This window comes from Paenibacillus sp. Marseille-Q7038 (assembly GCF_965111595.1).
In genome coordinates this window covers 3,441,741-3,459,234 of sequence record NZ_CBCOOM010000001.1, presented here as the reverse complement: position 1 = coordinate 3,459,234, position 17,494 = coordinate 3,441,741, and the positions used below count along the sequence as shown (strand labels likewise).

At 41.5% G+C, this 17,494-nt stretch carries 15 protein-coding genes and 2 pseudogenes; 11 read left to right on the top strand and 6 right to left on the bottom strand.

Going from position 1 to position 17,494, the window contains the following annotated elements; all coding sequences use genetic code 11:
• The first annotated feature begins 134 nt into the window (after positions 1–134).
• From ACWPWY_RS16410 to ACWPWY_RS16400, 3 genes are all read left to right on the top strand, one after another.
• Positions 135–1,802 (top strand): ATP-binding protein, encoded by a 1,668-nt coding sequence (locus ACWPWY_RS16410; protein ID WP_454192624.1) that lies wholly within the window; start codon positions 135–137, stop codon positions 1,800–1,802.
• A 164-nt stretch (positions 1,803–1,966) separates the two neighbouring features.
• A complete protein-coding gene (locus tag ACWPWY_RS16405; RefSeq protein ID WP_454192623.1) occupies positions 1,967–2,536 on the top strand; it encodes a TetR/AcrR family transcriptional regulator in 570 nt (189 codons plus the stop codon).
• A 96-nt stretch (positions 2,537–2,632) separates the two neighbouring features.
• Positions 2,633–4,057 (top strand): DHA2 family efflux MFS transporter permease subunit, encoded by a 1,425-nt coding sequence (locus ACWPWY_RS16400; RefSeq protein ID WP_454192914.1) that lies wholly within the window; start codon positions 2,633–2,635, stop codon positions 4,055–4,057.
• Positions 4,058–4,248: 191 nt separating this feature from the next.
• Here ACWPWY_RS16400 and ACWPWY_RS16395 read toward each other — a convergent pair.
• Both ACWPWY_RS16395 and ACWPWY_RS16390 read right to left on the bottom strand, forming a co-directional pair.
• Positions 4,249–4,458 (bottom strand): annotated as a pseudogene (locus ACWPWY_RS16395) (sodium:solute symporter family transporter); the annotation flags it as partial.
• A 76-nt stretch (positions 4,459–4,534) separates the two neighbouring features.
• Complete coding sequence (locus tag ACWPWY_RS16390; RefSeq protein ID WP_454192622.1) at positions 4,535–6,262, bottom strand: phospho-sugar mutase; 1,728 nt, start codon at positions 6,260–6,262, stop codon at positions 4,535–4,537.
• 594 nt (positions 6,263–6,856) lie between these two features.
• On the opposite strand from ACWPWY_RS16390, the pseudogene ACWPWY_RS16385 reads away from it, so the two are divergent.
• The 4 genes and pseudogenes from ACWPWY_RS16385 to ACWPWY_RS16370 all read left to right on the top strand — a co-directional run.
• A pseudogene (locus ACWPWY_RS16385) lies at positions 6,857–7,312 on the top strand (C40 family peptidase); the annotation flags it as partial.
• 241 nt (positions 7,313–7,553) lie between these two features.
• Complete coding sequence (locus tag ACWPWY_RS16380) at positions 7,554–8,201, top strand: cupin domain-containing protein (protein ID WP_454192621.1); 648 nt, start codon at positions 7,554–7,556, stop codon at positions 8,199–8,201.
• On the top strand, positions 8,198–9,097 hold the full coding sequence (locus ACWPWY_RS16375; RefSeq protein WP_454192620.1) for an SDR family oxidoreductase: 900 nt from the start codon (positions 8,198–8,200) through the stop codon (positions 9,095–9,097). The genes ACWPWY_RS16380 and ACWPWY_RS16375 overlap by 4 nt, the downstream gene beginning before the upstream one ends.
• Before the next feature lie 109 nt (positions 9,098–9,206).
• The gene (locus ACWPWY_RS16370) at positions 9,207–9,800 is read left to right on the top strand and encodes a GNAT family N-acetyltransferase (protein ID WP_454192913.1); all 594 of its coding nucleotides are present in this window, start codon (positions 9,207–9,209) and stop codon (positions 9,798–9,800) included.
• A 102-nt stretch (positions 9,801–9,902) separates the two neighbouring features.
• Here ACWPWY_RS16370 and ACWPWY_RS16365 read toward each other — a convergent pair whose 3' ends face one another.
• Together ACWPWY_RS16365 and ACWPWY_RS16360 are read right to left on the bottom strand one after the other, a co-directional pair.
• Positions 9,903–11,159: an ABC transporter permease gene (locus ACWPWY_RS16365; protein WP_454192619.1), complete on the bottom strand. Its 1,257-nt coding sequence runs from the start codon at positions 11,157–11,159 to the stop codon at positions 9,903–9,905.
• 19 nt (positions 11,160–11,178) lie between these two features.
• The gene (locus ACWPWY_RS16360; protein WP_454192618.1) at positions 11,179–11,613 is read right to left on the bottom strand and encodes a MarR family winged helix-turn-helix transcriptional regulator; all 435 of its coding nucleotides are present in this window, start codon (positions 11,611–11,613) and stop codon (positions 11,179–11,181) included.
• Positions 11,614–11,911: 298 nt separating this feature from the next.
• Here ACWPWY_RS16360 and ACWPWY_RS16355 point away from each other — a divergent pair, with 298 nt between their 5' ends.
• Together ACWPWY_RS16355 and ACWPWY_RS16350 are read left to right on the top strand one after the other, a co-directional pair.
• A complete protein-coding gene (locus tag ACWPWY_RS16355; protein ID WP_454192617.1) occupies positions 11,912–12,469 on the top strand; it encodes a hypothetical protein in 558 nt (185 codons plus the stop codon).
• Positions 12,470–13,030 (top strand): hypothetical protein, encoded by a 561-nt coding sequence (locus tag ACWPWY_RS16350; protein ID WP_454192616.1) that lies wholly within the window; start codon positions 12,470–12,472, stop codon positions 13,028–13,030. It abuts the gene before it with no gap.
• A 40-nt stretch (positions 13,031–13,070) separates the two neighbouring features.
• Here the strand turns inward: ACWPWY_RS16350 and ACWPWY_RS16345 are convergent, their stop codons facing one another.
• Positions 13,071–13,508, bottom strand: coding sequence for an Rrf2 family transcriptional regulator (locus ACWPWY_RS16345; RefSeq protein WP_454192615.1), 438 nt, complete (start codon positions 13,506–13,508; stop codon positions 13,071–13,073).
• 160 nt (positions 13,509–13,668) lie between these two features.
• Entirely contained in the window at positions 13,669–14,304 is a 636-nt protein-coding gene (locus ACWPWY_RS16340) for an NAD(P)-dependent oxidoreductase (RefSeq protein WP_454192614.1), read from the bottom strand.
• Between the two features lie 195 nt (positions 14,305–14,499).
• Between ACWPWY_RS16340 and ACWPWY_RS16335 the strand changes: the two genes are divergently transcribed.
• Both ACWPWY_RS16335 and ACWPWY_RS16330 read left to right on the top strand, forming a co-directional pair.
• Positions 14,500–15,654 carry a metallophosphoesterase gene (locus ACWPWY_RS16335; RefSeq protein ID WP_454192613.1) on the top strand — a complete coding sequence of 385 codons (1,155 nt, stop codon included), beginning with the start codon at positions 14,500–14,502 and terminating at the stop codon, positions 15,652–15,654.
• 353 nt (positions 15,655–16,007) lie between these two features.
• Positions 16,008–17,225 (top strand): multidrug effflux MFS transporter, encoded by a 1,218-nt coding sequence (locus ACWPWY_RS16330; RefSeq protein WP_454192612.1) that lies wholly within the window; start codon positions 16,008–16,010, stop codon positions 17,223–17,225.
• Positions 17,226–17,494: the final 269 nt, after the last annotated feature.

Below are 17,494 nucleotides of genomic sequence, written 5' to 3'. Positions count from 1 at the left end.
CGAAAGTTCATCCACTAATAAATATAAAGGATCAAATATATAATGCGGATAAAGGTTTATCAGCAGGTAATATCTATAAATATGTAGTATACTTTGGGTAGGTTTCATCGCGTCGTATGAAATAGAGGTGAACTATGATCAAGGATAAATCACGTTTCTTTCAAAATTTTGAAGAGGCAGCAAGTCATATTATTGATGTTTTGAAGTCTCTGATTCAAGCAGAGACTATTTTTATAGCAACGAATGATGGTGTAACGAATAAAATACTGAAAGCTTTTAACAGAGCGGAAATCCTCGTACAGGAAGGGGTCTCGCTTCCTTACAAGCAATCGTATTGCAGTTTGGTTGGCAGAGAACCGGTTGTCATCTCTAGTACTTTAGAGCATCCAATAACGAAGGAACTAGATATTACAGAGCAAATCGGTGATCACTCCTTTATTGGGGTGCCGATTAGTTATAAAAGCGGAAGATTGTTTGGAACGTTATGCGTTCTTGATAACAGCTCGGCGATCATCAAAGATGAGGATATACAAACGCTATCCTCCATGGCGATGTTCTTGTCTTACATTATTGAACTTGAAAGAATTATTGATCTTGAAGTGAAGCGGAATGAAATGCTGTATCGAGATAAGAAAGAATTTGAAATGAAAGTCCAAAAATTACGAAATGAAGTTCAAATGGCGGATCAGATGACACAACATAAATCGGAATTTCTGGCGATGATCACTCATGAACTTCGAAATTCGATAAATGGAACGATAGGCATGTCAGATCTACTAGAAACAACGGAGCTTACGGAGCAGCAGCAGGAGTACATGGATTTATTGAAGTCAAGCAACAATTCACTGCTGTCACTTGTAAATAACATTTTGGACTATAGTAAGATCGAAGCCGGCAAAGCTGTACTCGAAGAGGACCCGTTTGACCTTGTTTCTACGGTAGAAGATTCTATTTATACAGTCGCCCCGAGGACGTTAGGCAAACCCGTAGAAGTTATTCTTGATGTAGCTCCAGATATCCCCACGTATCTCCTCGGTGATGCTGAAAAAATACGGCAGATTCTACTTAATTTCCTTAGTAACGCCGTAAAGTTTACGCATGAAGGAGAAATCCTTGTATGTCTGCGTCTTCTGAATTCTTCGAATGAGGATCAGGTGTATATTCAAATTACCATTCAGGATAGCGGTGTAGGTATTGCAGAAGAGAAGATATCCCAGTTGTTTCAGCATTATTACCAGGCGCATGAGAACGACCATATTCATCACTACGGTGGAACAGGGCTTGGTCTTGCCATCGCACAAAATTTAGTGAACATGATGGATGGATCTATTGAAGTAGAGAGTAAGGTTGGAGTGGGTACAAAAATCAGTATTATTCTTGGATTTAAAGAATATGCTGGCTATGATAATTTACCGTTCTCCTCATCTGTTCTTAAACAGATGAAGATTCTGATCATTGATGATAACGAAACCAGCAGGCAATCACTGGGTAGACTTTTGAAGAGCTGGGGGATTGAACAAACAGAAGTAGCTTCTACCGCCGAAGCGATGACCCAGATCCAGAAGGGGTTAACTTATGATTTGATATTAATGGATTTTAGTATCGAAGAATCATCAGATATTAGAACATACCTTGGCGAGGACGTGCCGATTGGACTTCTAGCACCCATTGGGACGACATTGAATGCCGAGCAGAAGAAGAGGTATGAGTTTTTAACTTTTAAACCTTTCCGGAGATTGCAATTATATAATGCGCTTATTGCCTTCCAAACAAAAAAATTAACAGCAAGCCTCATAGATTAGATAGAGAAAGTAAGTAATGCTCTGAGTTTCCATAATGGAAGACTCAGAGTTTTTTGTATTGCTTGTAAAGAATAGATTGACAGTGAATAGTGTGCTCTATACAATGAGATAGTCTTAAAATAAGTAGACCAGTCACTATATTTTATGAGAAATGGGGTAAGAGATTGAATTCAAAGAATGACTCAAGAGATAATATCCTTGCCACAGCAACACGTCTGTTTCACTTGCAGGGTTATCATGCAACGGGTCTAAATCAGATTCTGAAAGAAAGTGGAGCACCGAAAGGTTCCTTGTACTATCATTTTCCGAATGGAAAGGAACAATTGGCTATAGAGGCTGTACATAGGATGGCTGAATTTGTAGAAGCTGACATCCTGAAAAGTCTGAATAAAGATGTCAGTGCGATAATGGGAATTCAGAATCATATTTTGAAAATGGTCGCGTGCTTTAACGAGGTGGATACACTCGAGGGGATTCCCATCGGTATCGTTGCTGCAGAAACATCGCTGATTAGTGAACCTTTGCGACTCGCTTGTCAGGCGGCTTTTGAAAAGTGGGAAGAGGCATATCGCCTAAGTTTAATGAAAGAAGGATTCGAACTGGAGCATGCGAAAAAGCTATCCATGCTCATTAACAGTATGATTGAAGGAGCCATTACGCGTTGTCTCACTAATAAGAATGGACAGCCGCTGCAGGTGGTCGCCGAATATATACCCATTTTGCTTAAACAGTAGAGCAGAAGTCTCTCATTTTTTGCAGACATATTATATAGACTGGTCTAAATATAGATAAATAGTGATAAGAGGAGTGTTTTTTTGAGTCAGCATACGATGTCATCTTTAGAAAAACCGGTAATTAGGCCGGTTCCCATTACGATTGCACTAATGATTGGTGCTTTTATTGGGTTACTTAGTGAAACAGCACTCAACATGGCCTTTACCGAAATCATGAGTGATTTTGGTATTGAAACCCATGCAGTACAGTGGTTAACTACAGGCTATTTGCTTGTGCTTGGAATTCTTGTTCCTATCTCTGCGTTATTACTACAGTGGTTCTCAACGAGACAACTGTTTAGTGCATCCTTAGTATTCTCCATTCTGGGTACACTTGTCGCTGCCATGGCACCTAATTTTGCTATACTACTCATTGCTCGTGTGATTCAGGCCATCGGAACAGGACTATTGTTACCGCTGATGACGACAGTAATCCTGGTTATTTTCCCGGCACACAAACGTGGAACCGTAATGGGAACCATGGGTCTTGTTATTACGTTTGCTCCGGCTGTAGGTCCGACATTGTCTGGTCTTGTCGTTGAAAAACTCAGCTGGCACTGGATCTTCTGGATCTGTCTGCCGCTACTTATTCTAACTTTCTTCTTTGGCTTGAAATTCATGCAAAATGTATCTACCATTACGAAACCGAAGATTGATATCCTATCCGTGTTGCTTTCGACAATTGGATTTGGCGGTATTGTATATGGCTTCAGTAATGCAGGAGAAGGGGCAGGTTCATGGGGCGATCCACTTGTCATTATTCCGCTGCTTCTGGGAGTCATCGGACTTACCTTATTCACCATAAGACAATTCCGTATGGAGAAACCGATGCTTAACCTGCGTGTGTTTAAATTCCCGATGTTTACCTTTGGAGTTATCATTGTATTTATCTGTATGATGCTTATATTGTCGGCTGCCATCTTGCTGCCACTCTACTTAAAAGGTGGACTATTGTTAGCTGCTTTCACTGCGGGTTTATTGCTGCTGCCGGGGGGAATTATGAATGGACTGATGTCACCCTTTACGGGCCGACTATTTGACAAGTATGGTCCAAGAGCACTTGTATTCCCTGGATTCATCATTACTACATTATTCACATTCTTGTTCACGAATGTAACAACGGAAACTTCGACGCTTGCTGTTATTCTGATGCATACGGGTCTCTTTATCGGGGTGGCGATGATTATGATGCCTAGTCAAACCAATGGACTTAATCAATTGCCGAAAGAGTATTATCCAGATGGAGCCGCTGTAATGAATACGTTGCAGCAGATTGCAGGTGCAATCGGTACAGCAATTGCTATTAGTATTATGACTGCAGGTCAGATGACATATATCGCTGATCATGCAGGTGATGTGAATGATCCGATCTTTATGTCAGGAGCTCTGACAGCGGGCGTGCAAAATGCGTTCATGTTCGCTTTTATTGCTTCCATTATTGGACTCATTGTCTCTCTCTTTGTACGAAGAGTGAAGGTATAAATAAACTTAAGAGAACCTGTTGGCTTATAGCCAGCAGGTTTTTTTGTGCATTTTAAGGACTTAAAAAGGCATCCACTCGGCGTCCCAAGAGACGCTAAGCAGGTGCTTTTATGTATCAAGCAGTCAATTAGCAGGTTGTATCCATACCGGTATTAGAACGGACGATAATTTCGTCATAATTCGTTTGGTTACCCAAGGAAGATGGTCACGACGTAGAAAATTCCGTTAACCCAAGTAGCATAGACTACCGAACTACGAGCTGTTTATGTATCTTTCACGGTAAAGAAACGAACTAGAAAGTGGGGTAATCCGGTGGTACCAGTACAAGTCCCATCGTTAGTGAGAGGGTATGGAGCCCATCTTTGAATTCACTCCAGGGTTAGAAAGTTATCATTCAGGGGATGTCTGATCGAAAAAAAGAGACCCCAAAGTCCTTACTTTGAAGGGGATCGGGTCTCTTTAAGTCAGTTCATTTCCTTATGATTGATGCTCGTGAATGTAAGCATCAATTCGAGTCATAATATCATTAGTCAGGGCCGCAATTTTGCGCTGAGCATCTTCGTGAGATTCTCCTTGAACCGCGAAGTAAATTTTAATCTTCGGTTCTGTACCGGATGGGCGGAGGCAGAACCAACTTCCGTCTTCCAGATGATATTTAAGCACATTTTCTTTCGGTAAATCATATAATCCTAGGCTGAAATCTTCTGTTTTTGGTAGTGGAATTCCGGCAATCTCCGTAGGAGCCTGCTCTCGCCAAGTACTCATAATTCCGGCAATCAGCTGTACTCCCTCAATACCTTTGAGCGTACGAGTTTCTAGTTTTTCAGCAAAATAACCATAGGTTTGATAGAGTTCTTGAAGCACTTCATAGAGTGTTTTTCCTAGCGATTTATAATATGCACCTGCTTCTGCAATCAACATGGCTGCAACAACCGCATCTTTATCACGGGCGTAATTACCTGCAAGGTATCCATAACTTTCTTCATATCCAAAAATATAAGAATATTCGCCGGTATTTTGGAACTCGGTCATTTTCTCACCGATATATTTGAAACCGGTTAGCGTATTGAATACTTTCATGCCATAGGCATTCGCAATGGAAGCTCCCATCTCACTCGTTACAATAGTTTTAATGATGGCTCCGTTCTGCGGAAGGGTTCCTTTGTTCTTCATTGATTCAAGTAAATAATGAACCATAATCGCACCCGATTGGTTTCCGCTTAGGATGAAGAACTCACCTTTATCATCCTTAATGACAGCGCCCATACGATCCGCATCAGGATCCGTTCCCAGGATCAAGTCCGCTCCGCTGGCTTTAGCCTGAGCAATGGCAATTTCAAAAGCAGCATGCTCTTCCGGATTCGGAGATTGTACCGTAGAGAAATTGGCATCTGGTTGCTCTTGTTCTGGAACAACATCTACATGCTGAAATCCTAGACGATCTAGAACAGCCCGAACAGGTACATTCCCTGTGCCGTGCAGCGGTGTATATACGATGCGATAGTTTTCGCTGACTTCTTGAATAACATCGGGATGCTGACTTACGGAAGCAACAGCCTCTACATAAGCATCATCCATCTCTTGACCGAGCCATACAAGCTTACCTGCTGCTTCCGCTTCGGCACGGTTCATTTTATGTACTTCTTCGAATGAACTTACATTCTGAATGGCTTCAATGACCTTCGCAGCAGATCCAGATGTAATTTGTCCACCATCCGCTCCATATACCTTATATCCATTATATTCGGGTGGATTATGGCTTGCGGTGATGACAATTCCTGCTTCTGCATTCAGATGACGAACAGCAAAAGACAGCTCCGGCGTCGGCCGCAGCGACTCAAACACGTAAGCTTTTACCCCATTTCCGGCAAGGACAAGGGCTGCCTCTTCTGCAAATTCAGGTGAATAATGTCTTGAGTCATAAGCGATAACGCAAGAAGGAGATGGGTATTCTGCTGTTAGAGTAGCGGCCAGTCCTTGTGTAACCTTACCAACCGTATACAGATTGATCCGATTACTTCCGGCACCAATGACACCGCGGAGCCCACCTGTACCAAATTCCAATTCTTTATAAAAACGATCTGTGATCTCTTTTTTATGATTAGCAATATCACGAAGTTCTTTCTTTGAATGTTCATCGATGATAGAGCTGTCCATCCATAATTGATAGTTTTTTGCTGCTTGTTCCTCTATGTGTGTATTCATGATGTAATTATCCTCCATTTATATATCATTACTAACGAGTATGTATCGCTATACGTTAATATATTTCATTTAATCAATCATGCTAACTGTTGAATCACCTCACCCTTATCCAATGAGAATAGTTACGAAAATGTAACTGTAATAAATGGAAAACAATTCATTATTTCAAGTCTACCCACGAATGTAATATCTTCCTTTCTAAATATATCCTTGAACAGACTTTCGTATTTGTGAAAATTAATATTTTTGTTATTTGATTTCGATAATTCACTTTTATGACAAGCATTTATAACTTATTCTTTAAATATTTACTCCTAAAAAGGAAATAACAATTATGTATAACTGTTTATTTTAATGGGTATTAAGACCTTAATAGTAGTATTTGGTTATAGGTATTAAGTCTCATGATACATCATCGAATCTCACATACAAGGGACGAGTTGTTAGGTGACGTCACTACAGAATGGTAAAGAATTATATAACTTCTGGGAGGATTACATCATGAAGGTTACAAAAAAGATACTAATTTCGGTACTTACATCCGTTTTATTATTGGGAGTATGTAACGTTCCTGCGATGACGAATCAAGTGGCATCCGCTGCTTCAACAAGTTCAATGGTGGAGAAAGTGATTGCAGCAGGTACGAAATATATGGGTACCCCTTATAAATATGGGGCAGACCGCAATAGCACAAAAGAATTTGACTGCTCTTCTTTTGTAAGACGAGCTTTCCTGGATGGTGCAAAAATTACGCTGCCATCTGATTCCCGTAAACAAGCAACCTACGTAAAGGATAAAGGGAATGTGAAAACAAGTATTTCCAGTTTAAAACGTGGAGACTTAATGTTCTTTATGTCCTATAAAGGGACCAGCAAATCTTCTTATTCTGGTATTAATAAAAGTAAGGCAACGGTTACCCATGTAGGAATTTATTTAGGGGATGGCAAAATACTTCACACCTACTCTAAAGATTCCGGAGGAGTCAGAACAGACTCTGTAAAAGGAAACCACTGGGAATACCGCTTCTTGTACGGTGGTAGCGCGTTGTAAGTTGTTGCGTATTTTCTGCCTTCGATAAAAAAAGATGAATACAAATTAGGCACTGTGCAACAATGCACAGTGCCTTTTTTATTTTCAAGCATAAGCAAGCGATTCGTGTGTGTAAAGTTCTACATTATTCGTCATGTCTGGAGAATAAGTGATTCGTATGAACAATAGACTGAAAGAAGTGATGCCAAATGTATAGGATGAATTCTTGTTTCTGAGTTGATCATTTCTGGAGGGATAAATAATGGCGGTGTCTTATATGGATTTTACATCTCCGAGTGTGCAGTATTTTTACGATTTGAGTAATAATAGAACCTTCACCAAGGATAGAGGTAACTACATCAATGCACTTGGTGTTAAGCAGCTGAATACCTTGGGTGACAATTCTTTGCTCGATATTTTTTTGACGCGTGGCAATATTGTAGAACCTCATATCCATCAGAATGCTTCAGAACTTGTCTACTGTATTTCCGGTGCAGCGGTGATTTCCATGATTAATCCTTTCACAAAAGAGGTTATTCATGTGCCGGTCTCTCCAGGTCAGGTCGGAAACGTGCCGCAAGGATGGTTTCACTGGGAAATGGCAACCGAAGATAACACTCACTTACTGGCTATCTTTGATGCACCGACGCCGGAATTCATTGCTGTATCGGATTTTTTACGTCTAGCGCCACCAGAAGCCATTGCACATACGTATTGCTTGGATGAAGCCAAGTATAAAGCTGCCATTGCTCCAATAAGTGATACCGTTGTGATTGGTCCTCCTGCTAATTGTACAAAGTATCATCAGCCCCAGCCTAAGCCTCAGTTATATGCCCAGAGTAACGGTATGGTTCCTGCGAGACAAGGTTTTTATCCTAATTATGGTCAAAGACAGGGGGATTACCAATGATTCCGATGTATCCGTACTACGGAAAAATTACAAAATGTGAAGAGGTGCCGATTACCTTTCCTCCGCAGCAGCAAGACCGTCAGCCGGGATTTGAGTATGTGATGAATCCTGTTCCTATTTCTGATAACCCAGGTTATGTAGGGAGCGGAAAACTAAAAGGGAAAGTTGCGATCATAACAGGAGGGGACAGCGGTATTGGCCGGGCTATAGCTATTGCTTTTGCTAAGGAAGGAGCAAGTGTATCCATTCCTTATTATGATGAACACAGGGACGCTGAAGATACGAAAAAAATGGTGGAAGCATATGGAGCCCGTTGTCTTCTATTGCCTGGTGATCTCAAAGAGGAGTCTCACTGCCGCGAGGTAGTAAGTGAAACGGCGCAGTGTTTTGGGAGGCTGGATACGCTCATTATTAACCATGGGATACAAGTATCGCAGGACATTATTTTTGAGATTACCGCGAAGCAACTCGATGACACGTTTCGAACCAACATCTATCCAAGCTTCTTTCTCACTCAGGAGGCGCTTCGGTACTTACAACCGGGAAGTACAATCATTTCAACGACATCGGTTACCGCTTATGAAGGCAATAAACTGCTTGTCGATTACTCCGCAACAAAAGGAGCGATGGTCGCTTTTACCCGCTCCTTGTCCGCACAGCTTGTAGACTACGGAATACGGGTGAACGCTGTAGCACCCGGACCGATCTGGACTCCGCTGCAACCAGCGAGTTTTCCGGCAGAATATATAAAGACATTTGGAGCGGATACTCCAATGAAACGTGCAGGTCAACCATTTGAACTGGCTCCCGCTTTTGTATATCTTGCCTCAGATGACTCAAGCTATGTTACTGGGCAGGTCATGCATGTAAATGGAGGCACGATCGTGGGCTCTTAAGTTCCGAGTAATAAACGATTTAGAAACATTCTTTCTCTTTAGAAGCAAACCGGATTCGGATACAATTAGTCCAGAACTAGAAGCCACCGAATCATACATAGAGAAGGGAATGAAGGAAAAGATCATGGAAGAGAACTTTATACCCAAAGTATTACAAGGAAAGAAAGTATATCTGAAACCCTTAAATGCAAGTGATGCGAAAGCATATTATAAGCAGCTATTTAATGTAGAAACAAGAAGACTGACCGGCACGAAGGCGATTTTTAATTATGAGCAGATCGTAGAATATATAGATAGAAAGCAGGGAGATGATTCCTCCGTAATCTTGCTGATCGCCTTGCAAGATACAGATGAACTCATTGGAGATATTGTGCTGCAAGACCTGGACTATACGAACCGGAGTGCAAACCTCAGAGTAGCAATTGATCAATCAGAACATCAAGGAAAAGGCTATGGCAGTGAAGCTCTGCGCCTTATGCTGGATTATGGGTTTGGTATATTACAGCTTCACCGGATAGAGCTGAATGTATATGATTTTAATGAACGGGCTGCGCATGTCTATGAGAAGGTTGGATTTAAGGTAGAAGGACGGCAGCGTGATGCTTTGTTCTACAATCATGAATATCATGATGCGATTCTCATGAGTATGCTCGAAGTAGAATACCGAGAGAAATACAAGAATGCAGAATTGAAGGGAAGATAAGGGGGAACTTTTTAAAGAGCACGAAAGCAGGGATGAATAAAAAACGGCGCGATCGATAAGCCTTTACGCTTATCAATCGTGCCGTTTTCTATATGTGATTATTTAAGCTGAAACAGCAGCCTGTGCCGAACTACTAGAATTCTGCTGTTGATGATGATTTTTATTGGCTTGATTTCGTTTCCATAGGAATACAATTCCGATAATCACTGAAAAGAGAAGGAAGAAAGCGGGAACGATAATTAACGCTTTTCCTAGACCTGATTCCATATTACCGTTGTAATACAACAATGAACGCATACCTTCAATCATGTATCTGATAGGCATAATATTGCCAAGGACCCGATGGAAATCGGGAAGGTTTGTAACCGGGATCGCTCCACCGCTGGCGAAAATTCCTAAGATGTTAACAGGAAACGCAGCCAACATGGCCCATTTTCCGAATAACATGCCAATCATTTTGAACATCGCAAACATCGTCATCGTGCACAGCAAAGTAAACAAGAATATGGATATCATGCCTGACGAGTGGAAGCTTCCAAAGAGTCCGAACACGGCGAATGGAATCACTACTGCAACAGCGATCATTAAGATAGCACTCAGCAGAATTTCCGTGGCAAACACTTTTGAATAGGTGAGAGGAACACCATGGCGTTTCAAATTATCGCTAATACCACCTAAATACCCATTAATCATCTGTGTCCCCATCAGCCCTGTAATGGATGCGATTAAAACAATCATAAACGGGGTCATTCCCTTATTGATATCGGAAGGAAGTCCGAGCACGTTTGTCATAGTGTATTCAATGGGATGGTCAAGCTGAGATGCGGCCATGGGAGATAGAAGTATTTGTTGTTTTGTCATATCTGCTTTTATTCCGCTGCTAACCATATCAGAAATCGATGAGGCTAGGGTTTGTAATACACTTGTTGAGATGCTTGAAGCCATCTGCGAAGCACCATCATTTAATAAAATTTCAACGGGTACGGCGGTAATATCCGCTTCTCCTGCTAAGAATGATTTCTGTAGGGCAGAAGTCTGTTCGCTAAAATTAGCGGGAATAATCAAAGCCCCGTTTGCTTTGTTTTCTTTTATTGTCTGTATAGCTGTTTCCTTTGAACTTTCAATTTGCCACTCAAATGAGTGTCCGTCCTGCTGTTTGACAAGGTTAGAGATGATCGCCTTACCTTCCGGCGAGTCTGCAAACCCCGAGTCCTCGCTGACCAGGATGAGCGGGAAATCGTGCATCCGCTGATCGGCACCGCTAAATACCGGTAAGTAAATCAGGATCATGCTCAGCATTAATACAGCTACAGACCAGACCGGAAACCACGCAAATTTAATTTTTAATAAGTTTTTCAATTGATGCAAGCTCCTTTAATTACTTCAGTTTACGATTTAGTAAACGAATACTCAGGTATACCATTTCTTTATCCTCTTCATCCAATTGCTCAAACTGTTCCTTGACTGACTGATCCATTTCGGGAATAAAAAGGACGTCATTGCCTTTATCCGTCAGCGTAATTCGGTGGCTTCGTCGATCCTCTGGATTATCTAAACGAGTGACATAACCTCTTTGCTCAAGTGAGTCTACCAAATAAGTGATCGAAGCCGCTTTGATTTCTAGATACTGGGCCAAATGTACAGATAGACAAGGTCCTTCTCGTTGAACTTTTGTTAAAATTGCAAATTGATTCAATGTTAAATCGTATTTTCGCAAATGATCTACGAAAGCCTTGATTCGGTAATTCGTCAATTTTTGTTCCAACTGATCATAAGTGTCCATTAGCATGTCTAGAGAAATTTGATGATCCAAAGTATTGCTCCTATTCGTAAAAATAGTATTAGTGAAGAAGTATTATACTTAGAATGTCCTAAATAGTAAACCTTATTACTAACAATTTAGTTAAAAAAATTGAAATTAATCAAATTAAATATCTTTTTTGTGAACATTATCATTGTTCTCGGGGATGAAGCAGTAAAGGGACAGAACCTAAAAAATGGTTAGGTGAAAGTAATAGTATGAGGTAATATAAAGGTGAATATCCTAATATTTATCGTAATCATTAATATTTATCGCTTGGGATATAGACGAAATGAAAAGTGGTGAGTTTTTGGGAAAAACAGTTTCAATGTGGACCATCACAGGGTCCGTATTTCTAATCATCTTATTTACAGTGCTCATTTGGAAAGAATACGATCTTCAGCAGCGCCAACAAAATAACGGCAAGGCTTTTACGTACTCCTATGACAGCATTGCATCTTCATTACGTGGTTCAACCTATTATACGGACACTGTCTTGAATAGAGCAGGGACACTAAATGAGAATGACGCAAGAGAATTATTTTTAGGATACACTCGTTTAATCAGAGCAGCAGAAGAGGTTAGGCAATTCCGTTACAAGAATTCGGGAGAAGGACTAAGGACGGAAGCTTTAGAGAACAAACTTAAGGAGTTTGGAGCAACGCTTTTGTCACAGTCATCGGAAATACTTGAAGGGACAGGCGACCGTAAGGAATTAAAGAAAACGAGTATGGTAATTCATGAACTGCAGGAGAAAATTCCGGACCTGCCGCGTAATACAAGTTATGCTGAGGAGCAGAAACAGGAACTTATTGAAATCCTGAATCAAGTTTCGGCACAACTGGAGAAAGGGCAGGGTGATACGTAAGTGAGGAGCTTCTTTGCCAAATACATAAAAGGAATAGCCATTATAACTTTAACCTGTGCTCTGGTAGTGGGAGGGTGGTACGTATTTTTACTGGTGGATGGAAAGTCTCTCATCTCGGATGGGGTGGAGGAAAGCGAAGTGTACGAGCAGTTTCGTACAGAGCTTGTACGTACGAATGAGCTGCTGAGGGAATTTAATGAAAGTGAGCAGGCAGAGGCTGATGTACCTGTACTGCAGCAAGCGTACGATCACTTTAAGCAAGCTGAAGTTCATTTGGATCAATTCTATTCTTATTTTTCATATCGACTCACGGACCCCCAAGTACTGTATGGAATACAGAACAAAGGAGAAATGAATGTATACAATATAACTATCAATTATATAGTGGGTAGAGGCAATGAGAGCGATATTCTTTACCTAATAGAGTATTCAAGTAAGTTGCTAGAACTATTGCCCGAAGAGTATAACAAGAAGGATCGAACCGATTTCTTTACCCAATTTAATAACGTAGATGACCAAGTAAATAAGCACGATTTTAAAAACGAATATATTTGGTCATAGAATTAAATGGAAAGGAATCTCTGTAAAACGGGTTAACCGTTCAATCCAGAGGTTCCTTTTCTTTTTGGGAGAGGTCATAGATCACATCAGCGATGGAGACACTCGCAAGCTGATCTTCCATTGCTTTTTGAGCAGAAATAAAGATAGGGGAGATCGCATTTTGAATATTACGCCCTACAACGCAGGCAGGATTCGGTGAATCATGTACAGAAAATAGGGCATCTTCTTCCACCGCATTTACGGCCCGGTACACGTCGAGTAGAGTGATATCTGCTGCCTCTTTTTTGAGCTTCGCCCCTGCAACGCCCGGTTTTACATCAACAAGCCCTGCTTTACTCAGCATGCCTGTAATTCGGCGAATGACCACGGGATTGGTGCCCACGCTGCCCGCGAGAAAGTCTGAGGTGTTGACTGTATCTTTGTTAATCTCGAGTAGTGACAAAATATGAATGCCAACAGCAAATCGGCTAGTAACCATCTTTACGTTAACTCCTTTATTCTTCTGCTCATAGCAGAGTGATTCTTCTATTAAATACGTATATACGTCTCTAATAGTGTAATCTATTGTCCCCTGAGTGAACAGTTGTAAACAAAAAATCCTCCGGGGGTAGCCCAGAGGATCTGAAAAAATAAGGGGATTATTTTTGCTCGCCAACGACAGTGAAACGTTCACCGATATGTGCTGGGTTTTCAATTTCATCTACAATCGCAATCGCATAGTCTGCGTAGCTGATATAACTGTCACCTTTAGAATTCACGATGAGATGATCTTTTCCTTTTTGATAAGAACCGGTACGAGCACCTTCTGCATCAAACATCGCCGCTGGGCTTACGAAAGTCCATTTCAGGTCTGTAGAAGCTTTCAGGTCCTCCAGATTTTTTCCTTGATTGCTTGCGGTTGGTTTGTAGAGATCTGGAAATTCCGGTGTATCAATCAGTTTCAATGTTTTCGCTTCATCAACATACAAGCTTCCTGCACCGCCGACAACCATTAGACGAGTACCTTCCACACCGCTCAGGGCCTTAATCAGTGCTTGACCTGCTTCTACGTGTTTATGCTCTTCACCTGGCGCCGCACCAAAAGCATTTACAACAACATCGTATTTACTTAGATCTTCCTGTGTAAGTTCAAAAACATCTTTCTCGACTACAGGAACCCCGTTGACCTTAGATGCATTTCTTACGATTGCGGTGACTTCATGTCCGCGTTTTCTTGCTTCGTCCATAATTAATCTTCCAGCTTTACCACTAGCACCAATAATTGCGATTTTCATATTTATTCCTCCATTTGATAATTGAATTCAATCCGTTTTACCTGTAACCATTATAGTTACAGGTAAGGTGTTTTGTCAAATGTGCTCTAATAAAGGAGTGTCCTAGGCATTGTCTTAGCTTGGATTCAGTTTCGGTTGTATAATAGAATAAATCATTTTTAATTTGTGCGATAAAAAGGAGAGCGGCAGGAACAAATGAAGATTCCCTTTCGAATGATACTGAACACTTTACTTGTATTTCTCGTTTTTATTGGATTACAGCTCTATATAGGTTGGAATATGTATTTATTCCTTTCTTATTATGTTTCTGGGACCTCCGTTTTCGTGTTAGGTATCTTTCTGACTGTGGCATCGCTTGGGTATGCGATCGGACGGATCAAGTGGCTGGGACCGATAGGGCGCTTCATAAAAGTTGTCGGTTCCTACTATTTTGCACTGATTGAGTTCTTCATCCTGGCACTTCCAGTGATGGATCTTATCGGATGGATATGTCATCTGGCGGGTGCTGATTCTAAGGCATATATACCGATACTTGGCTGGACTACGGTAGCACTTCTAGGGATCTTCCTATTGCGCGGGTCTTATAATGCATGGAGTCCAATCGTAAGAAAATATGAAGTTACGGTAGCGAAGAAGCCAAAACCAGGTGCTCCTAGAAAGTACACCATTGCAGTGGCTTCAGATATCCATCTTGGAAACATTGTGGGCAATCGATATTTAGCAAAACTGACCGGACTCCTCAATGGATTAAATCCTGATTTGACCTTGCTGGTAGGGGATGTGCTTGATGATTCCATTGAACCCTTTTTGCGAAATAAGATGTCAAACGAGATGAAGAAATTATCTGCCAAATATGGTGTTTTTGCAGTGCTCGGTAACCATGAATACTACGGAGGGCACGTTGAGCATTATGTAAAGGAAATGAGTGAGATTGGAATTCCCGTACTTCGGGACGAGGTAGTCAGCGTGGCAGGAGGAGCTATCTATATTGCGGGACGTAAAGATCTGACTGCAGTACGTATGGATCCTGAAGGACGTTTATCTGTGTTAGATCTGCTTACTCCACTGGATCATACAAAACCGATTATTTTGCTGGATCACCAGCCTTATGCATTTGATAAAGCTCAGGAGGGCGGCGCTGACCTGTTGTTATGTGGACATACGCACAGGGGGCAATTCGCGCCCAATCATTTTATTACAAGACGACTTTTCGAACTGGATTGGGGCTACATGCTAAAAGAAAAAATGCATGTTATTGTTTCCTCTGGTTTTGGTTCATGGGGTCCACCTATTCGCCTGGCAAGCAGATCAGAAGTCATTCATATCGAATTGACACTTACTGAAGAATAAGTTCGCGATTTAAAAGAAGACATCTCCTATTGATGAGGGATGTCTTTTTTTATTTACACCCTATAATTTACATTATTCTGAATATGTTATCTCATGGGGTGAATAATTAATGGGGCAAAATCAACTAGGATCTAAATGATTTATTCAATGAAACGTTAATACGTAGAATAACTTAGAGAGTGAAGTTAATACGCCTAAGCTATGTCCTCTTCTAGAAGTCTTAATGGTTGTAAACTGCCAGAATTATTGTAAAATAAACCAAGGGATTTATGAAAAACATTACATAAACAAATAAACAGCGATTATTGTACACACTAATTCTATCGTATCCATCTAAAAAGGAGAGAACATTCATGACCCAAGCTCAGGCGATCCAGGAAACACCGGATCGTGCGAAGCGGCTTTGGCTGGCGTTTATACTCGGAACGCTGTCAGCTTTCGGCCCATTCTCACTCGATATGTATCTGCCTGCACTCACCATTCTCGCAGATGATTTAAACACGACTGCGTCCTACGCTCAGCTTAGTCTTACCGCTTGTATGCTGGGACTTGCGCTCGGTCAGTTAGTAGCAGGACCTATCAGCGACGCGAGAGGAAGACGTGGACCGCTACTTATCGGTCTCGGTGTATTTACCCTTTCTTCAATCTTATGTTTTATTGCTCCATCTATAGAAATGTTTGTTGTGATGCGTTTTATTCAAGGAGCTGCTGGTGCGGCAGGAATTGTTGTCTCCCGAGCGGTGGTTCGTGACTTGTATTCGGGCACAGAACTTACGAAATTCTTTTCTTTACTTATGCTCATTAATGGAGCAGCACCCATTCTTGCACCGATTGCAGGGGGGCAGCTGCTCACGGTGACTTCTTGGCGAGGAGTGTTCGTTGTTCTCGCCTTCATTGGGGTATTATCTCTGATCGGAGTTATCCTTGGCCTTCCTGAGTCCTTATCTAAAAATCAGCGTACTCAAGGCGGACTGCAACAGACGTTTCGCGCTTTCGGTACGATCATGAAAGATCGGGTGTTCATGGGCTATGCTCTTTGCCAAGGATTTGTGGGAGCTGCTATGTTTGCCTATATATCGGGTTCACCCTTTGTTCTTCAAAAAATTTACGAAGTCAGCCCTCAAACTTACAGTTTAATCTTTGCTATGAATGGAGCGGGTATCATTATTGCGAGTCAGATTGCGGGAAGACTCGCAGGACGTGTGGGAGAAACAAGATTGCTGATTGCAGGCTTGTCCCTTGCTGGGATCGGCGGAATCAGCTTACTTCTTGCCATCTTAGCTGATGCTCGACTGGTTGGTATTTTGATTCCACTTTTCCTAGTGGTTTCTTGTGTTGGTATTGTAAATACCGCAACTTTTGGACTTGCAATGCAGAATCAGAAGAATTCTGCGGGCAGTGCTTCGGCTTTACTTGGCGTTCTTATGTTCTTGTTTGGAGGACTGGTAGCGCCTCTCGTTGGAATCGGCGGCGAAGATACGGCCGTACCAATGGGGATTGTGATTGCATCTGCTGAAGTGCTTGCCATTGCCCTGTATATTCTCATGATCGGATCGCGTTCGCGGAAATAGGAACATTCAAATCTGAAAAAGAAGAGGGGATTCTTGATCCTTTCTTCTTTTTGGTTTAGCCTTTTGTAGTGGACTATTTTAGAGCGCGCAGGGATATGATCAAGAATTGAGTGTTTTTTCGCTCGTGATAGTTGCTTTTTGTTCATAATTCAACCGGTTTAGCATGATTTTTAGGAAAAGTATGACCCGACTGGGCTATTCTCTTGCTCTAGAAGGATGGGTTATGCTGAGTCGTAAGTGAGTGTTAAATATAAATGCTCCAAGAGAAA

Excerpts from the sequence above, each read along its gene's own strand:
- ACWPWY_RS16340 (WP_454192614.1), bottom strand. The coding sequence starts at position 14,304 with ATGAAAATCGCAATTATTGGTGCTAGTGGTAAAGCTGGAAGATTAATT.
- ACWPWY_RS16370 (WP_454192913.1), top strand. The coding sequence starts at position 9,207 with ATGAAGGAAAAGATCATGGAAGAGAACTTTATACCCAAAGTATTACAA.
- ACWPWY_RS16330 (WP_454192612.1), top strand. The coding sequence starts at position 16,008 with ATGACCCAAGCTCAGGCGATCCAGGAAACACCGGATCGTGCGAAGCGG.
- ACWPWY_RS16410 (WP_454192624.1), top strand. The coding sequence starts at position 135 with ATGATCAAGGATAAATCACGTTTCTTTCAAAATTTTGAAGAGGCAGCA.
- ACWPWY_RS16345 (WP_454192615.1), bottom strand. The coding sequence starts at position 13,508 with ATGGTTACTAGCCGATTTGCTGTTGGCATTCATATTTTGTCACTACTC.
- ACWPWY_RS16335 (WP_454192613.1), top strand. The coding sequence starts at position 14,500 with ATGAAGATTCCCTTTCGAATGATACTGAACACTTTACTTGTATTTCTC.
- ACWPWY_RS16400 (WP_454192914.1), top strand. The coding sequence starts at position 2,633 with ATGTCATCTTTAGAAAAACCGGTAATTAGGCCGGTTCCCATTACGATT.
- ACWPWY_RS16380 (WP_454192621.1), top strand. The coding sequence starts at position 7,554 with ATGGCGGTGTCTTATATGGATTTTACATCTCCGAGTGTGCAGTATTTT.
- ACWPWY_RS16390 (WP_454192622.1), bottom strand. The coding sequence starts at position 6,262 with ATGAATACACACATAGAGGAACAAGCAGCAAAAAACTATCAATTATGG.
- ACWPWY_RS16375 (WP_454192620.1), top strand. The coding sequence starts at position 8,198 with ATGATTCCGATGTATCCGTACTACGGAAAAATTACAAAATGTGAAGAG.